This window comes from Bradyrhizobium sp. HKCCYLRH2060, from assembly GCF_051168135.1.
Lineage (GTDB): Bacteria > Pseudomonadota > Alphaproteobacteria > Rhizobiales > Xanthobacteraceae > Bradyrhizobium.
The window spans coordinates 123,667-142,064 of sequence record NZ_JBNPUK010000014.1; the positions used below are offsets into that span (position 1 = coordinate 123,667).

Annotated in this window: 16 protein-coding genes; 6 read left to right on the forward strand and 10 right to left on the reverse strand. The window is 65.5% G+C overall.

The genetic code is table 11. The features are described 5' to 3' along the window. Nucleotides 1-38 precede the first annotated feature (38 nt). A complete protein-coding gene (locus tag ACQR10_RS25125; protein ID WP_316216459.1) occupies nt 39-1,421 on the forward strand; it encodes a leucyl aminopeptidase family protein in 1,383 nt (460 codons plus the stop codon). Next, nucleotides 1,414-2,253, forward strand: coding sequence for an NlpC/P60 family protein (locus ACQR10_RS25130; RefSeq protein ID WP_316216458.1), 840 nt, complete (start codon nt 1,414-1,416; stop codon nt 2,251-2,253). The genes ACQR10_RS25125 and ACQR10_RS25130 overlap by 8 nt, the downstream gene beginning before the upstream one ends. Before the next feature lie 909 nt (nt 2,254-3,162). On the opposite strand, the gene ACQR10_RS25135 is transcribed toward ACQR10_RS25130, so the two are convergent. The 8 genes from ACQR10_RS25135 to ACQR10_RS25170 form a co-directional block, all read right to left on the reverse strand. Then, complete coding sequence (locus ACQR10_RS25135; RefSeq protein ID WP_316177224.1) at nt 3,163-3,456, reverse strand: hypothetical protein; 294 nt, start codon at nt 3,454-3,456, stop codon at nt 3,163-3,165. Between the two features lie 244 nt (nt 3,457-3,700). Then, nucleotides 3,701-4,003, reverse strand: coding sequence for a hypothetical protein (locus ACQR10_RS25140; protein WP_316177223.1), 303 nt, complete (start codon nt 4,001-4,003; stop codon nt 3,701-3,703). 39 nt (nt 4,004-4,042) lie between these two features. Continuing rightward, nucleotides 4,043-5,680 (reverse strand): ABC transporter ATP-binding protein, encoded by a 1,638-nt coding sequence (locus tag ACQR10_RS25145; protein ID WP_316216457.1) that lies wholly within the window; start codon nt 5,678-5,680, stop codon nt 4,043-4,045. A gap of 5 nt (nt 5,681-5,685) precedes the next feature. Further along, nucleotides 5,686-6,864, reverse strand: a complete 1,179-nt coding sequence (locus tag ACQR10_RS25150; protein ID WP_316216456.1) for an ABC transporter permease — start codon at nt 6,862-6,864, stop codon at nt 5,686-5,688. Further along, a complete protein-coding gene (locus ACQR10_RS25155) occupies nt 6,864-7,976 on the reverse strand; it encodes a microcin C ABC transporter permease YejB (protein ID WP_315805766.1) in 1,113 nt (370 codons plus the stop codon). Before ACQR10_RS25155 ends, ACQR10_RS25150 begins: the two co-directional genes overlap by 1 nt. Nucleotides 7,977-7,979: 3 nt before the next feature. Beyond that, entirely contained in the window at nt 7,980-9,857 is a 1,878-nt protein-coding gene (locus ACQR10_RS25160; protein WP_316216455.1) for an extracellular solute-binding protein, read from the reverse strand. Further along, nucleotides 9,854-11,698, reverse strand: coding sequence for an extracellular solute-binding protein (locus tag ACQR10_RS25165; RefSeq protein WP_316216663.1), 1,845 nt, complete (start codon nt 11,696-11,698; stop codon nt 9,854-9,856). The genes ACQR10_RS25160 and ACQR10_RS25165 overlap by 4 nt, the downstream gene beginning before the upstream one ends. Before the next feature lie 373 nt (nt 11,699-12,071). Continuing rightward, nucleotides 12,072-12,620 carry a c-type cytochrome gene (locus tag ACQR10_RS25170; RefSeq protein WP_315805764.1) on the reverse strand — a complete coding sequence of 183 codons (549 nt, stop codon included), beginning with the start codon at nt 12,618-12,620 and terminating at the stop codon, nt 12,072-12,074. 250 nt (nt 12,621-12,870) lie between these two features. Here ACQR10_RS25170 and ACQR10_RS25175 point away from each other — a divergent pair, with 250 nt between their 5' ends. Both ACQR10_RS25175 and ACQR10_RS25180 read left to right on the forward strand, forming a co-directional pair. Further along, complete coding sequence (locus ACQR10_RS25175) at nt 12,871-13,611, forward strand: 3-deoxy-manno-octulosonate cytidylyltransferase (protein ID WP_315805763.1); 741 nt, start codon at nt 12,871-12,873, stop codon at nt 13,609-13,611. Between the two features lie 33 nt (nt 13,612-13,644). Then, the gene (locus ACQR10_RS25180) at nt 13,645-14,505 is read left to right on the forward strand and encodes a prephenate dehydratase (RefSeq protein ID WP_316177211.1); all 861 of its coding nucleotides are present in this window, start codon (nt 13,645-13,647) and stop codon (nt 14,503-14,505) included. Nucleotides 14,506-14,512: 7 nt separating this feature from the next. Here ACQR10_RS25180 and ACQR10_RS25185 read toward each other — a convergent pair whose 3' ends face one another. Continuing rightward, a complete protein-coding gene (locus tag ACQR10_RS25185) occupies nt 14,513-15,403 on the reverse strand; it encodes a LysR family transcriptional regulator (protein ID WP_316216454.1) in 891 nt (296 codons plus the stop codon). Between the two features lie 103 nt (nt 15,404-15,506). Between ACQR10_RS25185 and ACQR10_RS25190 the strand changes: the two genes are divergently transcribed. Both ACQR10_RS25190 and ACQR10_RS25195 read left to right on the forward strand, forming a co-directional pair. Next, nucleotides 15,507-16,376 carry an SDR family oxidoreductase gene (locus ACQR10_RS25190; RefSeq protein ID WP_316216453.1) on the forward strand — a complete coding sequence of 290 codons (870 nt, stop codon included), beginning with the start codon at nt 15,507-15,509 and terminating at the stop codon, nt 16,374-16,376. Between the two features lie 66 nt (nt 16,377-16,442). Further along, nucleotides 16,443-17,108 carry an NAD(P)-dependent oxidoreductase gene (locus tag ACQR10_RS25195; RefSeq protein WP_316216452.1) on the forward strand — a complete coding sequence of 222 codons (666 nt, stop codon included), beginning with the start codon at nt 16,443-16,445 and terminating at the stop codon, nt 17,106-17,108. A 17-nt stretch (nt 17,109-17,125) separates the two neighbouring features. On the opposite strand, the gene ACQR10_RS25200 is transcribed toward ACQR10_RS25195, so the two are convergent. Then, nucleotides 17,126-18,145 carry an LLM class flavin-dependent oxidoreductase gene (locus ACQR10_RS25200; RefSeq protein WP_315805758.1) on the reverse strand — a complete coding sequence of 340 codons (1,020 nt, stop codon included), beginning with the start codon at nt 18,143-18,145 and terminating at the stop codon, nt 17,126-17,128. Nucleotides 18,146-18,398 lie beyond the last annotated feature (253 nt).

Genomic DNA, 18,398 nt, shown 5'->3' on the forward strand with positions numbered 1-18,398 from the left:
AGTCTGGCTCAAGCGCGCCAGTTAGGGAACCATTAGGCATGCCGTCGATGTTCGAGACCGCCTCCACAACGTCCGCCATCCCGATCACCTTCGTGACAAAGGCGAGCTGGCCGGGGATCAAGGAGAGCCTGTCGGCTGAAGCGCGCAACTTCGCCGAGGCCAACGTCTACACCGCCAAGCCCGGCAGCTATCTGGCGCTGCCCGGCGCGGACGGGCGCATCGCTCAGGTGCTGTTCGGCATCGAGGACGACGACGCCAAGCACCGTGACCTGTTCCGGCCGGGCGCCCTGCCCGGCCTGCTGCCCGCCGGCACCTACCGCTTCGCCAATGCGCCGCATGATGCACGGCTCGCCGCGCTGGCGTTTGCGCTCGGCAGCTACCGCTTCGGCCGCTACCGCAAGGCCGAGACGCCGGAGGTCCGCCTCGTTCCGCCGGACGGCGTCGACGCCGCCGAGCTGAGCCGCCTGGCCGACGCGGCGACATTGGCGCGCGACCTCGTCAACACGCCGTCGAACGACATGGGACCCGAGGAGCTCGAGGCCGCCGCGAAGCAGGTTGCCGACCGCTTCGGCGCGCACGTCACCAGCATCGTCGGAGACGATCTGCTGCAGCAGAACCATCCGCTGATCCACGCCGTCGGCCGCGCCTCGACGCGCGCGCCGCGGCTGATCGAGCTGGTTTGGGGCGACGCATCGCATCCCAAGGTCACGCTGGTCGGCAAGGGCGTCTGCTTCGACACCGGCGGGCTCGACCTGAAGCCGTCGAGCAGCATGCTGCTGATGAAGAAGGACATGGGCGGCGCCGCCAATGTGCTGGCGCTGGCGCAGATGGTGATGGACGCCGGGCTCAAGCTGCATCTGCGCGTGCTGATTCCGGCGGTCGAGAACGCGGTCGCCGGCAACGCCTTCCGTCCGATGGACGTGTTTCCGTCGCGCAAGGGCATCACGGTCGAGATCGGCAACACCGATGCCGAGGGCCGGCTGGTCCTGGCCGATGCGCTGGCGCTCGCTGACGAAGACAAGCCCGATCTGCTGATCGACATGGGCACGCTGACGGGCGCGGCCCGGGTCGCGCTCGGTCCCGAGCTGCCGCCGTTCTACACCCAGGACGAGGCGCTCGCCGCCGATGTCGCGCGCTGCGCCGCCGCCGAGAACGATCCGCTGTGGCGCATGCCGCTGTGGGCGCCGTATGATAGTTGGCTCGACTCCAAGGTCGCGACCATCAACAACGCGCCGTCGGGCGGCTTCGCCGGCTCGATCACCTGCGCGCTGTTCCTGCAGCGCTTCGTCGAGCACGCCAGGAGCTGGCTGCATCTCGACATCTTCGCCTGGACGCCGTCGGCCAAGCCCGGCCGCCCCGAGGGCGGCGAGTGCCAGGCCGCGCGCGCGCTCTACAAGCTCTTGAGCGAGCGCTATGGCTGATCCGAGGCTCACGCCGGCACGCGGCGATATCGCGGCCAGGCATCTCCAGGGACAGGTGACGGCTGCGCGCTTCGTCGACGGCGAGACCCTCGTCGTCGTCGATCCGATCGCGCCACTGCGGCTGCAGCCGCATTCCGGCGCCGAGCAGGCGACGCAGGCGCTGAAGGGCGAGCGCGTCACGGTCTACGACCGCAATGGCGAAGGCTGGGCCTGGGGCCAGCTCGAAAGCGACGGCTATGTCGGCTGGCTGCCGGAGGCGGCGCTGGCGGCGCCCAGTGCTGCGCCGACGCACAAGATCAGCGCACTGCGCAGCTTCGCGTTTCCCGGACCGTCGATCAAGCTGCCGCCGCTCGAGACGCTGCTCATGGGAGCGACCATCGCGGTGACGCGTGAGGAAGCGAGCTTCGTCGTCACGCATGAAGGCTGGTTCGTGCCGAAACAGCACGTCGTGGCGCGCGATCAGCGCGAGCCCGATTACGTCGCCGTTGCCGAGCGCTTCGTCGGCACGCCCTATCTCTGGGGCGGCAAGAGCAGCCTCGGCATCGACTGCTCGGGGCTGGTGCAGGTGTCGCTGAATGCCGCCGGCGTGCCGTGCCCGCGCGACAGCGACATGCAGCTCGCGGCGCTGGGCCGCGTGCTCGACGGCGGCGAGCCGCTTCGCCGCGGCGATCTGATCTTCTGGAAGGGCCATGTTGCGATCGCCCGCGATGCCGATACGATGGTCCATGCCAACGCGTTTCATATGGCGACGGCGATCGAGTCGGTCAGCGCCGCGATTGCACGGATCAAGGCGAGCGGGAGTGACGTACTCGCCATTAAACGGCTCGTTTGAGAAGGCCGAAGCACCACACGTGATGACATCGACACATCAGCTTCAAGGTATGAGTCTTGCTGGGCTGCTCGTGAATGGGCCCTCTCCCCTTGTGGGAGAGGGCATGTAGGACGGAGCTGCAAGCGCGGTCGGGTGAGGGGTCCGTATCTACGAGTGCGATTGCGGAGAGATACCCCTCACCCGACCGAGTACGTAGATCCGCCGAACATGCCCTCTCCCACAAGCGGCGATGGCGCAGTCATGAGCAGCGTGCCGAGAACACCAGTATTGCTGTAATTGCGCGTGCAATGGCGCGTTGCCCGCCGATGCGAGCGTTGCGTCGGATTCACATCTCAAACAGCATGGCGACAAGCGTCAGCACTCTCGCGGCCTCACTGGCCCGAGCTCTGCGACATTCATCCGCCCTCGAACAATGAGAGGGCGCAGGGAAGGCCGGGTGCCGAGCGCACCCGTGGTTGCGTGCAAGAAAGCACGCGGTAGTCACCACAGGTACGGGCCGAACATCCGGCCTCCCCTGCGCGATGTTTTGCGACTTACTTCGTGCTCTCCCCAGGGACCGGCTTTTTTGCCCCTGTCACAGGCGCGATGCTCTCGCATCATCGCCGGCTTGACGCCAGCATCGGGGCGCCAGGACCACACGACTTCGCCGTCCGCATGATGCCGTTCGTCCGTGCGCCCATGCACACGCAGCATCACCGCGGCCACCGCATCCCGCACCGACGTCCGTGACGACGCGTACGCCCCTCTCGTGGGCAGGACCGGTGCAGTATGCACGAATTCCGAAAATAAGAAACAGGAATATTTTTCGACGGAGGGCTGGACAGCGCCTCGCAAACACGACCCGTCGGGCAAATCATGCCACACCCCCCGCCCTCAACGAGGGGCGTTCGCGGCCCGGCATCGACCGGATCACGACGTGTTCGTGTCCTGCGCAAATCGCTCGACGAGGTCAGACCAGAACGGAATGTGCTTGATCTGCGCCGGCCAGGGTTTGCTGCCCCAGCTCGTGAACTCCCGCTCGAAATAGTCGTTCAGATTGGCGCCGTAGTAGATTGCGTCGATCCCGTAGATCGAAAACACCGGGTTGCCCGATTCGCGCGGCTGCTCGGGCAGGTAGCGATGAGCAATCAGCGGGATGAGTTTGGGCGCCCGGGAAACGATGTCCCGAAGCTTCTCTTCCCGGGCGCTTGCCGTCGAAGGCAATCTTCCCCATTCCGACCACCACAATTGCCCGGTTTCGACGGCGCAGCAAAGGCTTTCGAACGGCCACTCGAGCGCGCGTCTGATCGCACGATCTCCGTCCAGTCGTGACCATCCACCGGGCGCCTTCGCCGCAGGAGCGCGATCAGATCGGGAGGAAAGGTCAGCCCGAATCGACGTTGCGTTCTGTCGAGCTCGGATTGCGTATAGCCCTTGGTCCAACGATCCGTGTCCCTGCCGGACATTGTCATCGCTTCCGCTTGTTACGGCTCGATCCGTCTGCATCGGCGACCTGGCTTCGATGGATCATCAAAGCCCTTGCAGCGATCCGATGATCGGCTTCAGGACGCCCCTTGAGTGACATTCTGTCCGTGACGACACGAGCGAGATAGTTCGCGATCGACACGACATCGGCACCGCCTTCAAGCATGTTGAAGACCTCGAGAGCGTAGCGATCATATTCGTCTTCGGCGCCCTCGCAGCCGGAAACGCCGATCGGGTCCCACTCGGATAGCAGAAGAGCTCTTATGAGGTCCAACTTGGACGGCATTGTCTCGCGACTACCCTGCCACTGTCGTTCGCGGTTCCGCTAGCTCGCTGCCGCCCCATTCCCCGCCGTCTCGTTCCTGAACGCCGCCGCGAACAGCGCGCGCGTGTAGTCGGTCTTCGGCGCCTTGAACAGCTCCACCGCCGGCCCCTCCTCCACCACCTTGCCATGGCGCATCACGATGAGATGGCTGGCGAGGGCGGCAACGACGCGGAGGTCGTGCGAGATGAACATGTAGGTCAGCTCGCGCTTGCGCTGCAGCTCGCGCAGCAGCTCAACCATCTGCGACTGGAACAGCATGTCGAGCGCCGAGGTCGGCTCGTCCAGCACGACGAAGCTCGGCTCCAGCACGACCGCGCGGGCCACTGAGATGCGCTGGCGCTGGCCGCCGGAGAACTCGTGCGGATAGCGGAAGCGCGTCTCCGGATCGAGCCCGACATCGGTGAGCGCCTTGACGACCTTCGCCTCGGACTGCTCCTCCGACAGGTCAGGCTGATGCACGCTCAGGCCTTCGGCGATGATGTCGCCGACCGACATGCGCGGACTGAGCGCGCCGAACGGGTCCTGAAAGACGATCTGCATGTCGCGGCGGAACGGGCGCACCTGCTTGAAGGTCAGCCCCTGGATCTCGTTGCCAAGAAACACGATCGGACCGTCGGAGGAGATCAGCCGCAGCAGCGCCAGCCCCAGCGTGGTCTTGCCGGAGCCGGACTCGCCGACCACGCCGAGCGTCTCGCCCTTGCGCACGGCGATGCTGACGCCATCGACCGCCTTGATGTGGCCGACGGTGGAGCGGAACAGGCCGCGCTTGATCGGAAACCAGACCTTGAGGTCTTTCGCCTGCATCACCACGGGCGCATCGGGCCGCGGCGGCGCCGGGTCCGGTTTCGGCTCGGCGGCGAGCAGCGCCCTGGTGTAGGGATGCGACGGCGCGGTGAACACCTGCTCGACCGGACCCTGCTCGACGATCTTGCCACCGTTCATGACGCAGACACGATCGGCGATGCGGCGGACGATGCCGAGGTCATGGGTGATGAACAGCAGGCTCATGCCCAGTCGCGCGCGGATGTCGGCGAGCAGCGCCAGGATCTGCGCCTGCACGGTGACGTCGAGCGCGGTGGTCGGCTCGTCGGCGATCAGCAGATCGGGCTCGTTGGCGAGCGCCATCGCGATCATCACGCGCTGGCGCTGGCCGCCGGAGAGCTGATGCGGATAGCTGCCGAGCCGCGTCTCCGGCTCGGGGATGCCGACCTGCGTCAGCAGCTCGAGCACGCGCGCCCGCGCCGCGCCGTTCGAGATCGGTCGGTGCAGATGCAGAATCTCGCTGATCTGCCGCTCGATCGTGTGCAGCGGATTGAGCGAGGTCATCGGCTCCTGGAAGATGATGGAGATGTCGCTGCCCCGGATGCCGCGCATCTCGCCTTCCGACAGCGGCAGCAGATCGCGGCCCTTGAAGCGGATGCTGCCCGACGGATGCGAGGCGACCGGATAGGGCAGCAGCTTCAGCACCGACAGCGCGCTGACCGACTTGCCCGAGCCGGACTCGCCGACCAGGGCGACGCACTCGCCGCGCTTGATGTCGAACGAGACGTGGTCGACGGCGGTCGACAGGCGGCCCTGCTGGTGGAAGGCCACCGAGAGATCGCTGACCGAAAGCAGCGGCTGGCTGATCGCATCCATGTCGGTCACCTGAACGTCTTGCGCGGATCGAACGCGTCGCGCACGGCCTCGCCGATGAAGATCAAGAGCGACAGCATGATCGCGACCGAGAAGAAGCCGGTGAGACCGAGCCACGGCGCCTGCACGTTGGACTTGGCCTGCGACAGCATCTCGCCCAGCGACGGCGATCCCGGCGGCAGGCCAAAGCCGAGGAAGTCGAGCGCGGTCAGGGTCATCACCGAGCTCGACACGATGAAGGGCAGGAAGGTCATGGTCGCGACCATCGCGTTCGGCAGGAGATGGCGGACCATGATGACGGCGTTGGAGACGCCGAGCGCGCGCGCCGCCTGGATGTACTCGAAATTGCGGCCGCGCAGGAATTCAGCGCGCACCAGGCCGACCAGCGAGACCCAAGAGAACAGCAGCATGATCCCGAGCAGCGTGAAGAAGCCGGGCACCAGCACCGCCGACAGGATCAGGAGCAGATAGAGATAGGGAATCGCGTTCCAGATCTCGATGAAGCGCTGGAACAACAGATCGACCCAGCCGCCGAAATAACCCTGCACGCCGCCGGCGGCGATGCCGATGATCGAGGAGAAGAACGTCAGCGACAGGCCGAACAAAACGGAGATGCGGAAGCCGTAGATCAGCCGTGCGACGACGTCGCGGCCCTGGTCGTCGGTGCCGAGCCAGTTGTATTCGAGATCCCGGCAGCTCTTCAGCCCCTTCTTCTCGACCACGGATTTGCACTGTGCCTCCGTCAGCATCCAGGTCGGCGGCGATGGCGCCGGCGTCGGCAGATCGAGATTGTGCGTGGCGTAGGAGTAGCGGACCAGCGGCCAGATCACCGTGCCGCCCTTGTCCGCAATCAGCTTCTGCAGATACGGATCACGATAGTCCGCGGCGGTCTCGAAGTCGCCACCGAATGCCGTTTCCGGATAGGTGACGAACGCCGGGAAGTACAGGTGGCCGTCGAACTTGATCAGGAACGGCCGATCATTGGCGATCAGCTCGGCGAACAGCGACACCACGAACAGGAACAGGAAGATCCACAGCGACCAGAAGCCGCGGCGGTTGGCCTTGAAGTTCTGCCAGCGGCGCTGATTGAGCGGCGACGGCCGGAAGCGGTGCCGCGTCGGCGGCACGGCCTCGCCGAGCGGGGCCTGCGCCTTGGTCTCGACCGGAGGGGTGGCTGTGATCGTCATCAGACCTCCCGCGCCTCGAAGTCGATCCGCGGATCGATCCACATGTAGGTCAGATCCGAGATCAGGTTGATCGCGAGGCCGAGCAGCGAAAAGATGAAGAGATTGCCGAACACAACGGGATAGTCCCGATTGAGAATGCTCTCGAACGACAACAGGCCAAGGCCGTCGAGCGAGAAGATGGTCTCGATCAGCAGCGAGCCGGAGAAGAAGGCGTTGATGAAGGTGCCTGGAAAGCCGGCGATCACGATCAGCATGGCGTTGCGGAACACGTGGCCGTACAGAACCTGGTTCTCGCTGCAGCCCTTGGCGCGCGCGGTCATGACATATTGCTTGCGGATCTCGTCGAGGAACGAGTTCTTGGTCAGCAGCGTCATGGTCGCGAAGGCGCCGAGCGCCATCGATACCAGCGGCAAAGTGAGATGCCAGAAATAGTCGATGATCTTCCAGTACCACGGGAAGTCCGACCAGCCATCCGACGTCAGCCCGCGCAGCGGGAAGATGTTGAGAAACGAGCCGCCAGCGAACAGGATGATGAGCAGGATCGCGAACAGGAAGCCCGGAATGGCGTAGCCGATGATGATCACGGCCGAGGTCCAGACGTCGAAGCGCGAGCCGTCCTGCACCGCCTTGCGGATCCCCAGCGGGATCGAGATCAGGTAGGTCAGCAGGGTCATCCAGATGCCGAGCGACATCGACACCGGCAGCTTCTCCTTGATGAGCTGCAGCACGCTCGTGTCGCGGAAATAGCTCTTGCCGAAATCGAAGCGCGCGAAATTCCACACCATCAGCGCGAACCGCTCCGGCGCCGGCTTGTCGAAGCCGAACTGCTTTTCGAGCTGCTTGATGAAGGCGGGATCGAGCCCCTGCGCACCGCGATATTTCGAGTTCAGCTCGCCGCCGGATCCCACCTGTCCCGGCGGCCGCGCGCCGAAATCCGAACCACTGCCGCCCGAGATGCGCGAGGTGCCGCCGGTGTCGGCGCCGGTCAGTTGCGCGATGACGCGCTCGACCGGGCCGCCCGGCGCGAACTGCACCACGACGAAGGAGATGAAGAGGATCCCGAGCAGGGTCGGGAGCATCAGCAGGATGCGACGGGCGATATAGGCGGCCATGAACTACTTCGCCTGCTCCAGCTTTGCGGCTTTGGCGGCATCGTACCACCAGATGTCGGGGGCGCCGACGCCCGAGGCGTATTTCGGCGGCTTCGGCGGGTGGCTGAACTGATCCCAATAGGCGATCGGGTGGGTCTGGCGATACCATTGCGGTATCCAGTAGTGGCCGGCGCGGAACACGCGATCAAGCGCCCGGCAGGCCAAGGTCAGCTCGATGCGGGTCTCCGCCGAAATCGCCTTGTTGACCAGCGCGTCGATCGCGGGATTGCTGATGCCGCCGAGATTGTAGGAGCCCTTGGTCTTGGCCGCGTCCGAGGTGAAATACGGCCGCAGGCTGTCGCCGGGGGTCGGCGACATCGACAACCGCTGCACCGTGATGTCGAAATCGAAATCCTCGACGCGGGCGCGATACTGCACAGCGTCGACGATGCGCAGATCGGCGTCGATGCCGAGCGTCTGCAGGTTCTTGATCAGGGTGCCGTGATGCGGCTTGAACGAGACCTCGTCGATCAGGAACTCGATCGCGAACACCTCGCCATTCGGTAGCAGCCGCTTGCCGTCCTTCACCGGCAGGCCGGCCTGCTGCAGCAGTTGCGTGGCCTTGCGCAGCAGCGTGCGATCCTGCCCCGAGCCATCGGAGACGGGAGGGACAAAAGGCTCGCCAAACACATCGTCGGGCACCTGGCCGCGGAACGGCTCGAGGAGCTTCAGCTCCTCCGGCGACGGCGGCCCGACCGCGACCATGTCGGAGTTCTGGAACGGCGACACGGTGCGCGCATAGGCGCCGTACATGATGGTCTTGTTGGTCCATTCGAAGTCGAACGCGTAGGTCAGCGCCTGGCGGACGCGCGGGTCCTTGAACTTGTCGCGGCGGGTGTTGATGAACCAGCCCTGTCCGCCGGACGGCGTCTCGTCCGGCAGCAGCTCGCGCTTGACGCGGCCGTCCTTGATCGCCGGGAAATCGTAGCGCGTCGCCCAGATGCGCGAGGTGAACTCCTCGCGGAACAGATAGCTCTTGGCGGTGAAGCCCTCGAAGGCGACGTCGCGGTCGCGATAGAACTCGTAGCGGACGATGTCGAAATTATACATGCCGCGGCTGACCGGCAGATCGGCGGCCCACCAGTCCTTGACGCGCTCGAATTCGACGTAGCGGTTGATCTCGTATTTGCCGACCTTGTAGGGGCCGGAGCCGAGCGGCACGTCGAGCGGATTCTCGTCGAAGGCGCGGTTGGCGTACCAGGCCTTGGAGAAGATCGGCAGGGTCACGACGTAGAGCGGCACGTCGCGTGCGCGCTTCTCGACGAAGCTCACCACGACGGTCGCATCGTCGAGCGCCTCGGCCTTCACGAAGTCGCGCAGCTGCACGACGATCAGCGGGTGGCCCTTTTCCTTCAAGGTGTTCAGCGAGAACGCGACGTCATGTGCCGTGATCTTCGTGCCGTCGTGGAAGCGCGCCTCGGGACGGAGCGTGAAACGATAGCTCAGCTTGTCCGCTGATATCGCGACGGACTTCGCGACCAGCCCATACACCGCGTCCGGCTCGTCGCTCGCGCGCACCATCAAGGTCGCGAACGTCATGTCCATGCCCTGGGCGCCCTCGCCCTTGAGGACATAGGCATTGAACGAGTTGAACGTCTGGTAGGACTGGTTGTAGGCGCGCACCGAGGGGATCAGCGAGAACAGCCCGCCCTTCGGCGCGTCGGGATTGACGTAGTCGAACTGCCGGAAGTCGGCGGGATATTTCAAATCGCCGAACGCCGACATGCCGTGGGCCTCGGCGCCGAACTCCGCGGCCTTGGCCGGCGTGAGCAACGGCGCCGTGAGCGCGCCGAGCCCAAGCCCGAGCACGCCGCGCCGCGACAAATGAGAAAGCCGGCTCAAGAGCGCTTCACCTTGGCGGCCTTGTCGGCATCGTACCACCACAGATTCGGCCAGCCGGACCGCGCATATTTCGGGAATGGCGTGAAATGGCTGAAGCGGTCCCAGCGCGCGCTGCGCGAAAACGGATAGGTGAACTGCGGGACGACGTAGAAATTCCACAGCAGCACCCGATCCAGCGCGTGCGTCGCGGCTTCGAGCGAGGCGCGATCCTTGGCGTAGATGATCTTCTCGATCAGCGCGTCGACGGCGGGATTCTTGATGCCAATCGTGTTCTTCGAGCCGGGTTCGTCGGCGGCCTTGGAGCCCCAGAAATCGCGCTGCTCGTTGCCGGGCGACAGCGACTGCCCCCAGACGTCGATGATCATGTCGTAGTCGAAGGTGCGCACCCGGTTCTCATACTGGACGTTATCGACCTGGCGGACCGTCACCGCGACGCCGAGGCGCTCCAGCGACGGCTTGTAGAACAGCACGATGCGCTCGGACGACGGGTCCTGGACCAGGAGTTCGACCGTGACCGGCTTGCCGGCGGGATCGACGAGCTTGCGGTCCTTGATCTCGAAGCCTGCGTCCTTCAGCAGCCTGGTGGCCTCTCGCAGATTGGCGCGAACGTTCTCGGGATTGCCGCCCACCGGGGCCTGGTAGACCGTAGTGAACACGTCCGGCGGCACCTTGTCGCGCAGCTCCTCGAGGATCTGCAGCTCCTGGCCCTGCGGCAGCCCGGAACAGGCCAGATCGGTGCCTTCGAAGTAGCTGTTGATCCGCTTGTACTGGCCGTAGAACAGCTGCTTGTTCATCTCCTCGAAATCGAAGGCGTAGTTGAAGGCGCGCCGCAGCCGCGCGTCCTGGAATTGCGGACGCCGCAGGTTGAAGGCGAAGCCCTGCATGCGGCCGGAATCGCTGATCGGGAATTCGTCCTTGACCACGCGCTTGTCGTTGATGGCCGGGAAGTCGTAGGCCGTCGCCCATTGCTTGGCGGAGTTCTCGTTGATCCAGTCGGCCTGGTCGGCCTTGAAGGCCTCGAGGGCGACGATGTTGTCGCGGAAATATTCGAACTGCAGCTCGTCGAAATTGTTCTGCCCGATCTGGACCGGCAGGTTGGCGCCCCAGTAATCCTTGACACGCTCCATCTTGATCGAGCGGCCGGGCACGAACTCCTTGACGCGATACGGGCTCGAGCCGAGCGGCGGCTCCAGGGTCGTCGCGGTGACGTCGCGCTTGCGGCCCTGCGCGTCGGTGCCTTCCCACCAGTGTTTCGGCAGCACCAGCAGCTCGCCGACGATGTGCGGCAGCTCGCGATTGCCCGGGCCGTCGAAGGTGAACTTGACCTCGAGATCGCCGGTCTTCTCGGCCTTCACGACATGACGATAATAGGACGAGTAGTGCGGGCTGTTCTTCTTCAGGACGTCCAGCGAGAAGATGACGTCCTCGGGCGTCACCGGCTTGCCGTCGTTCCAGCGCGCTTCCTTGCGCAGGCGGTAGATGACCCAGGAGTAGTCGTCCGGATACGCCGCCGACTCGGCGAGCAGGCCGTATTCGGTCGACACCTCGTCCTGCGACCGCGTCATCAGGGTCTCGTAGACCAGCCCCGCCGCGGAGGCGATGTTGCCCTTCACATACATCACGACGATGTTGAAATTATCGAAGGTGCCGAGCGAGATCATCCGCGCTGTGCCGCCCTTGGGCGCGTCGGGATTGACGTAGTCGAAGCGCTTGAAGTCGGCCGGGTACTTGATCTCGCCGAACAGCGACAGGCCGTGGCGCCAGACCAGTTGCTCGCCGGCCTGCGCCTGCGCGGCGTCGAGCGGGACGAGGCTGGCGGCGGTGCCGAGCGCCGGGGTCATCGCAGCGAAGACGCTGCTCTGCAGGAGCTGTCGTCGGGTAATCGTCAAATGAGACTTCCTCTGAATAAGACCGCTTGAAGCAGGTGGTCGGCCGTGGCCGCTGCTGCTCAAAGATCCAACGTTCGATCGTAACCCAATTCGCAAGGGCAGGTTTCGCCGGCCTCAGCCAGGGTGCTCCAGCCCGTGAACCCGTTCCATTCAGGGGACCAATATACGGCAAGGTTTCGACCAATAACCTTGCTTTTTCCTCATGATACCGGGTTGTGAACGAGGTGGATGCGACCAAAGGTCCCAAATGCGGCGAAATTCGCCCCGCAAAGCAAAACGGCCGGGCTTGGGGCCCGGCCGTCGGAAACTGGAGGTCTGCAGCGGATCACTTGGCTGCGGTCGGCAGCGGCGCCGGGTTGTCCGACAGCGAGTTCAGATAGGCCAGCACGTCGGCGCGCTCCGAGTCCTTCTGGATGCCGGCAAACCCCATCGCGGTGCCCGGGATGTAACCCTTCGGATTGGTGATGAAGTGGTTGAGTTCCTCGATCGTCCAGGTGCCGCCCTTGGCCGCCATCGCTGCCGAGAATTTGAAGCCGCGGCCTTCGCCGATCTTGTCGCCGACGATGCCGTAGAGGTTGGGGCCGACGGCATTCTTGCCGCCCTTGTCGAAGGTGTGGCAGGCCGCGCACTTCTTGGCAGCGGCGGCGCCCTTCTCGACCGAGGCGGTCTGCAGCAGCTTCTCGATCGGCTCGGCTGCGGCCGGCGCAGCGGCTTCCTTGCCTGCGCCCTCGGCCTCCTTCACCGCGATCTCGAAACCCGGCTTCTCCGGCATTTTCGGCGCGAACAGCGCGCCGGCGGAAAAGCTCGTGACCAGCACGACCAGACAGGCGGCCAGGACGGCGCCGAGGATTTTGTTCAGTTCGAAGGAGTCCATTTTGGAATCAGGCTCCGAGGGCGGATTTCATTGCTTGGGGGCCGCGGGGCCGCGACCGTGAGTCGCCCCAGGATTCGAGAAAGGACTCGTGAAGGCATCGAGCGGAATCGAGCCGTCGCGCCTCCCCCTGCGGCAGAAGTGAGATATCGGTTTGCCCGTGCTCTGGCAACCCGTATAAGCGGGCCGCTTTCGCTGTCCCCATCAAGCCCGGCCGCGCTGTTGCGACCGGCTCCGACCTGCCGTTTCCCGGATGACCAAGTCCAAAATCCTCGTGCTGATCCCGGCCCGCATGGCCTCGACCCGCCTGCCCGGCAAGCCGCTGCTCGACATCGCCGGCCAGCCGATGATCGTGCAGGTGCTCCGGCGCGCGCAGGAGGCGGGAATCGGCCGGGTGGCCGTGGCAACGGACACGCCGGAGATTGCTGCGGCTGTCGCTGCCGCGGGTGGCGAGGTGGTCATGACCAGGCCGGATCATCCCTCGGGGTCAGACCGCATCTACGAGGCCATGTGCAAGCTCGACCCTGCCCGCGAGGCCGAGATCGTGGTCAACCTGCAGGGCGATTTCCCGACCATCGACCCGCAGAACATCAGCGACGTGCTGCCGCCGCTGGAGGATCCCGCGGTCGACATCGCGACCCTTGCCGCGCAGATCCATACCGAGGAGGAGAGCCTCAATCCGAACGTCGTCAAGGCGGTCGGCTCGCCTGTCGGTGGACGGCGCCTGCGCGCGCTGTATTTCACCCGGGCCACGGCGCCGCATGGCGACGGACCGAGGTACCATCACATCGGCCTCTACGCCTACCGCAGGGCGGCGCTGGAGCGCTTCGTCAGCCTGCCGCCATCGCCGCTGGAGCAGCAGGAGAAGCTGGAACAGCTGCGGGCGCTGGAGGACGGCATGCGCATCGACGTGATGGTGGTCGACGCCGTGCCGCGCGGCGTCGACACCGCGGCCGACCTCGAAACCGCACGCCGGCTGCTGTCCAAGGCTTAATTGACAAAGGCTTGAGCTGCTAGAAGGCCCACCATGAGCAAGATCTTGAAAATCGCATTCCAGGGCGAGCCGGGAGCCAATTCCCACATCGCCATCTCCGAGGCCTATCCGACCGCCGAGGCCATGCCCTGCGCGACCTTCGAGGACGCGCTGAGCGCGATCTCCTCCGGCGAGGCCGATCTCGGCATGATCCCGATCGAGAATTCGGTCGCCGGCCGCGTCGCCGACATCCACCATCTGCTGCCAGCCTCGGGCCTCTACATCATCGGCGAATGGTTCCTGCCGGTGCGCCACCAGCTGATGGCGCTGAAGGGCACCAGGCTCGCCGACATCAAGACGGTCGAGAGCCACGTCCACGCGCTCGGCCAGTGCCGCCGCATCATCCGCCAGCTCGGCGTCCGGCCGATCGTCGCCGGCGACACCGCGGGCAGCGCGCGGGACGTCTCGCAGCGCGGCGACAAGAGCGTGGCGGCAATCGCCTCGCGGCTGGCCGCCGAGATCTACGGCCTCGACATCCTCGCCGAGGACATCGAGGACGAGGCCCACAACACCACCCGCTTCGTCGTGCTGGCGCGCCAGGAGCAGTGGGCCGAGCAGAATTCCGGGCCGCTGGTGACGAGCTTCGTGTTCCGCGTCCGCAACCTGCCGGCCGCGCTGTACAAGGCGCTCGGCGGCTTCGCCACCAACGGCGTCAACATGACCAAGCTCGAGAGCTACATGGTCGACGGCAACTTCTTCGCGACGCAGTTCTACGCCGACGTCGACGGCCATCCCAACGACAAGGGGCTGGCCTTCGCGCTGGAGGAGCTGAAGTTCTTCTCGCGCGAGCTGCGCATCGTCGGCGTCTATCCGGCGCATCCGTTCCGCGCGACGTTCAGCGAGCGGATGGAGTGATCGGGGCTCACGCTTCGATATAGGCCGCCAGCTCAGCGGGCGTTCCCGTCGGGAACGCCTCCTTCAGGAAGTCGAGGAAGGCGGAGACGCGCGCGCTCAGCAGCCGGCGCGATGGATAGAGCGTCCACAGCGCGATGGCGGGCGCGTCCAGATCGCCCCAATGCGCCAGCCGGCCGGCCGCCAGATCGTGGCTGACGAGCGACAGCGGCAGGCACGCGGCGCCGACGCCCGCGCGGACCGCATCGCGAACCATGATCAGCGACGACAGGCGAAGGATGGGGTCGAACGCGATGCGCGATCGTGCCGCCGGCGCTTTCACCTCCCAGACTGCGTTCTGATCGCTGCCGCGCACGACCGCTGGAACGACGGCGTGATCCGCCGGCCGCGTCAGGCCTGGGCTCGCCACGACCACCAGTCGGTCGCGCAGGAAGATGCGTCCAACCAGGCTTTCATCGGGATCGGGATTGACCCGGATCACCAGGTCATAGCCTTCCTCGACCATGTCGACGGTGCGGTCGTCGGTGGTCACGTCGAGACGGACCTCCGGATATCGAAGCGCAAACGCGGCGGCGAGCTTGCCCATCGCGGTCTGCGAGAACAGCAGCGGCGCACTGATCCGCAACCGGCCGCGCGGCTTGTCGCCGCCGGAGGAAATGGCGGCGACCGTCTCGTCGAGCTCGGTCAGCAGCACCCCCGCGCGCTCGAACAGCGCCCGCCCCTCCTCGGTCAGCTTCAGCGCGCGTCCGCCGCGCTCGATGAGCCTGAGATCCAGGCTCGCTTCCAGCTCGCCGACCCGGCGGGACAGCGTCGCCTTGGGACGACCGCTGGCGCGGGCGGCACGGCCGAAGCCGCCGTGGCGGGCGACGAGGTTGAAATCGGCGAGCGCAAGCAGATCCATCCGTTCCACCAGTGAGACGACCTGTCCAGATATAGCGTCTATTGGCTCGCGTGTGGATCAATATCTTCCGGGTGTCCCAACAAGCCAACCCGGAGTGATCCCCATGACCATCCTCGTGACCGGCGCCACTGGAAATGTCGGCCGCCGCGTCGTCGAACAGCTCGTCAAGCGCGGCGCCGATGTCCGCGCCCTCGTCCGCGATCCCGCCAAGGCCAACTTTCCAGCGGGCGTTCAGATCGCCCAAGGCGACCTGCTCGACATCGATTCGCTCCGCGGCGCGTTCTCTGGCGTCTCGACGCTGTTTCTGCTCAACGCCGTCACATCAGACGAATTCACCCAGGCGCTGGTCGCGCTCAACATCGCTCGCGAGGCCGGCATCGAGCGGATCGTCTATCTCTCGGTGATCCACAGCGACGTCTACGTCAACGTGCCGCACTTCGCCGGCAAATTCGCCGTCGAGCGGATGATCGAGCAGATGGGCCTCCACGCCACCATCCTGCGGCCGGCCTACTTCATGAACAACGATCTCACGATCAGGGACGTCGTGCGCGGCTACGGCGTGTACCCGATGCCGATCGGCAGCAAAGGCCTCGCCATGATCGATGCCCGTGACATCGGCGAGATCGCGGCCATCGATCTGATCCGCCGCGAGCAATCCTCGACGCCGCTGCCGCTGATGCGGATCAACCTTGTCGGCCCCGACACGCTGAACGGCGCCGATGCCGCCGCTGTCTGGTCCGAGGTGCTGGGGCGTCCGATCGGCTATGGCGGCGACAACACCGCGGGCTTCGAGACCAACCTGCGGCAGCTCATGCCGAGCTGGATGGCGTTCGACATGCGGCTGATGAGCGAGCGCTTTCAGACCGACGGCATGGTGCCGGACGATGGCGACGTCGCCCGCCTGACCGCGCTGCTCGGGCGCCCCTTGCGCTCCTATCGCGACTTCGTCGCCGAGATCGCGACCGTCGCCTGACGGCACACCCCATGCGTCTGCGGGACGTCTCCATGAGAGCGTCCCGCGCAATCCAAGGAGGTCATCATGACCAATCAAACGAACGATGGCGTCACCATGAAGCCCAACATCCTCGTGCTCGGCGCGACCGGCGGCACCGGACGGCTGATCGTGCGCGACGCGCTGGCGCGCGGCCATCACGTCACCGCGCTGGTGCGCTCGCCGGAGAGGGCCGGGGATCTGCAAGGCGCGCAATTGATCGTCGGCGATGCCCGCGACGAAGCTACGCTGCGCAAGGCGCTCAAGGGACAGAACGCCGTGATCAGCTCACTGGGCACACCGCTCAGTCCGTTCCGCGAGGTCACGACGCTCTCGACCTCGACGCGCGCGCTCGTCAAAGCGATGAAGGCCGAGCATGTCGCGCGTCTGGTCGCCATCACCGGCATCGGCGCCGGCGACAGCCGCGGCCATGGCGGCTTCGTCTACGACCGGCTGATCCTGCCGCTGCTGCTGCGCAACGTCTACGCGGACAAGAACCGGCAGGAGGCCGTCATTCGCGACAGCGGGCTCGATTGGCTCATCGTTCGCCCCGCCATGCTGAACGACAAGCCTGGCGGGCAGAAGCTGCGTGCACTGACGGATCTCGCCGGCTTTCACGGCGGCACGATCGCGCGGGCCGACGTCGCGCGCTTCGTGGTGGATCAGGTGAGCGACGACAGCTTCCTGCATCGCGCGCCGCTGATCACATGGTGAGACCAGCGCCGTCCTGCTTATGCCGCCGCCTTCCGCTCGAGGCCGAAGGCGTCGGCGAGCAGGCTGTAGGAGCGCTTGCGGGCGTCGTGATCGTAGATCGCGGTGATCACCATCAGCTCGTCGGCCTGGCTCGCTGCGATCATCGGATCGAGCTTGGCCCGCACCGTCGCCGGCGCGCCCACGAACAGCCGCGAGCGGTTGCGCGCGATCGAGGCCCGGTCCGCGTCTGTATACATGTACGCCGCCGCTTCCTCCGGGCTCGGCAGCGGCAGGAACTGGCCGCGGTCGCGCCGCAAGCGGTTGAGGTCCATCGACGACGCCAGCCGCTCGGCCTCGGCGTCGGTCTCGGCTGTCACCACTGCGACTGCCAGGATCGCATGCGGCTGCGAGCGCCAGCGCGACGGTGTGAAATGCGCGCGGTAGGTCCGCATCGCATCCACGGCATCGTGGCTCGCGAAATGATGCGCGAAGCCGAACCCCATGCCGAGCTGCGCCGCCAGCTCGCTGGAATAGTCGCTGGAGCCGAGCAGCCAGATCGGCGGCAGCGGCGCATCATCGGGCATGGCGATCACGTTGTTGTAGGGATGGCCGGCGGGGAACTCGCGGGTCTCCCACAGCATCAGCTCATGCAGCCGCTCCAGGAAGTCATCGCCCTCACGACGGTCGAGCCGGCTGCGCAGCGCATAGGCCGTGGTGCCGTCGGTGCCGGGCGCGCGGCCCAGGCCGAGATCGATCCGGCCGGGAAACAGTGCCTCCAGCATCTTGAAGCGCTCCGCGACCACCAGCGGCGCATGGTTGGGCAGCATCACGCCGCCGGAGCCGACGCGGATGTGCTGCGTCGCTGCCGCGATCTGCCCAATCATGATGTCGGGCGACGGGCTCGCCACCGACGGCAGGCTGTGGTGCTCGGCCAGCCAGTAGCGGACGTAGCCGAGCTGATCGACGTGACGGGCCAGGTCGATGCTGTTACGCAGCGCCACTGACGCCGGCGTGGCGGTGGTGGTGACGGAGAGGTCGAGGACTGAAATCGGGATCATGGCTTCAACCTAATGACTGCGAGGCGCGCCACAATGGGCTGGAAGCGATGGTGACCTGCCGGAAATGCAGTGGATGGCTGGACCTAATGTTGGGACAATACGATTGTATACATCAACGAAACCAAACTATCCCACATTCATAATTGATAAAAACCCCTTCGCCATAATCGATAACCTTTGATATTGTTTACCTTTATCGTCCCACTATGCATTTCCAATAGCTCCTCAAAAATCCGCTTCTTGCCATATCAGT

Coding starts and splice junctions, on each gene's coding strand:
- ACQR10_RS25170 (WP_315805764.1), bottom strand. CDS start 12,620: ATGGACTCCTTCGAACTGAACAAAATCCTCGGCGCCGTCCTGGCCGCC.
- ACQR10_RS25130 (WP_316216458.1), top strand. CDS start 1,414: ATGGCTGATCCGAGGCTCACGCCGGCACGCGGCGATATCGCGGCCAGG.
- ACQR10_RS25175 (WP_315805763.1), top strand. CDS start 12,871: ATGACCAAGTCCAAAATCCTCGTGCTGATCCCGGCCCGCATGGCCTCG.
- ACQR10_RS25180 (WP_316177211.1), top strand. CDS start 13,645: ATGAGCAAGATCTTGAAAATCGCATTCCAGGGCGAGCCGGGAGCCAAT.
- ACQR10_RS25185 (WP_316216454.1), bottom strand. CDS start 15,403: ATGGATCTGCTTGCGCTCGCCGATTTCAACCTCGTCGCCCGCCACGGC.
- ACQR10_RS25125 (WP_316216459.1), top strand. CDS start 39: ATGCCGTCGATGTTCGAGACCGCCTCCACAACGTCCGCCATCCCGATC.
- ACQR10_RS25200 (WP_315805758.1), bottom strand. CDS start 18,145: ATGATCCCGATTTCAGTCCTCGACCTCTCCGTCACCACCACCGCCACG.
- ACQR10_RS25150 (WP_316216456.1), bottom strand. CDS start 6,864: ATGACGATCACAGCCACCCCTCCGGTCGAGACCAAGGCGCAGGCCCCG.
- ACQR10_RS25140 (WP_316177223.1), bottom strand. CDS start 4,003: ATGCCGTCCAAGTTGGACCTCATAAGAGCTCTTCTGCTATCCGAGTGG.
- ACQR10_RS25145 (WP_316216457.1), bottom strand. CDS start 5,680: ATGGATGCGATCAGCCAGCCGCTGCTTTCGGTCAGCGATCTCTCGGTG.
- ACQR10_RS25165 (WP_316216663.1), bottom strand. CDS start 11,698: ATGACCCCGGCGCTCGGCACCGCCGCCAGCCTCGTCCCGCTCGACGCC.
- ACQR10_RS25195 (WP_316216452.1), top strand. CDS start 16,443: ATGACCAATCAAACGAACGATGGCGTCACCATGAAGCCCAACATCCTC.
- ACQR10_RS25155 (WP_315805766.1), bottom strand. CDS start 7,976: ATGGCCGCCTATATCGCCCGTCGCATCCTGCTGATGCTCCCGACCCTG.
- ACQR10_RS25190 (WP_316216453.1), top strand. CDS start 15,507: ATGACCATCCTCGTGACCGGCGCCACTGGAAATGTCGGCCGCCGCGTC.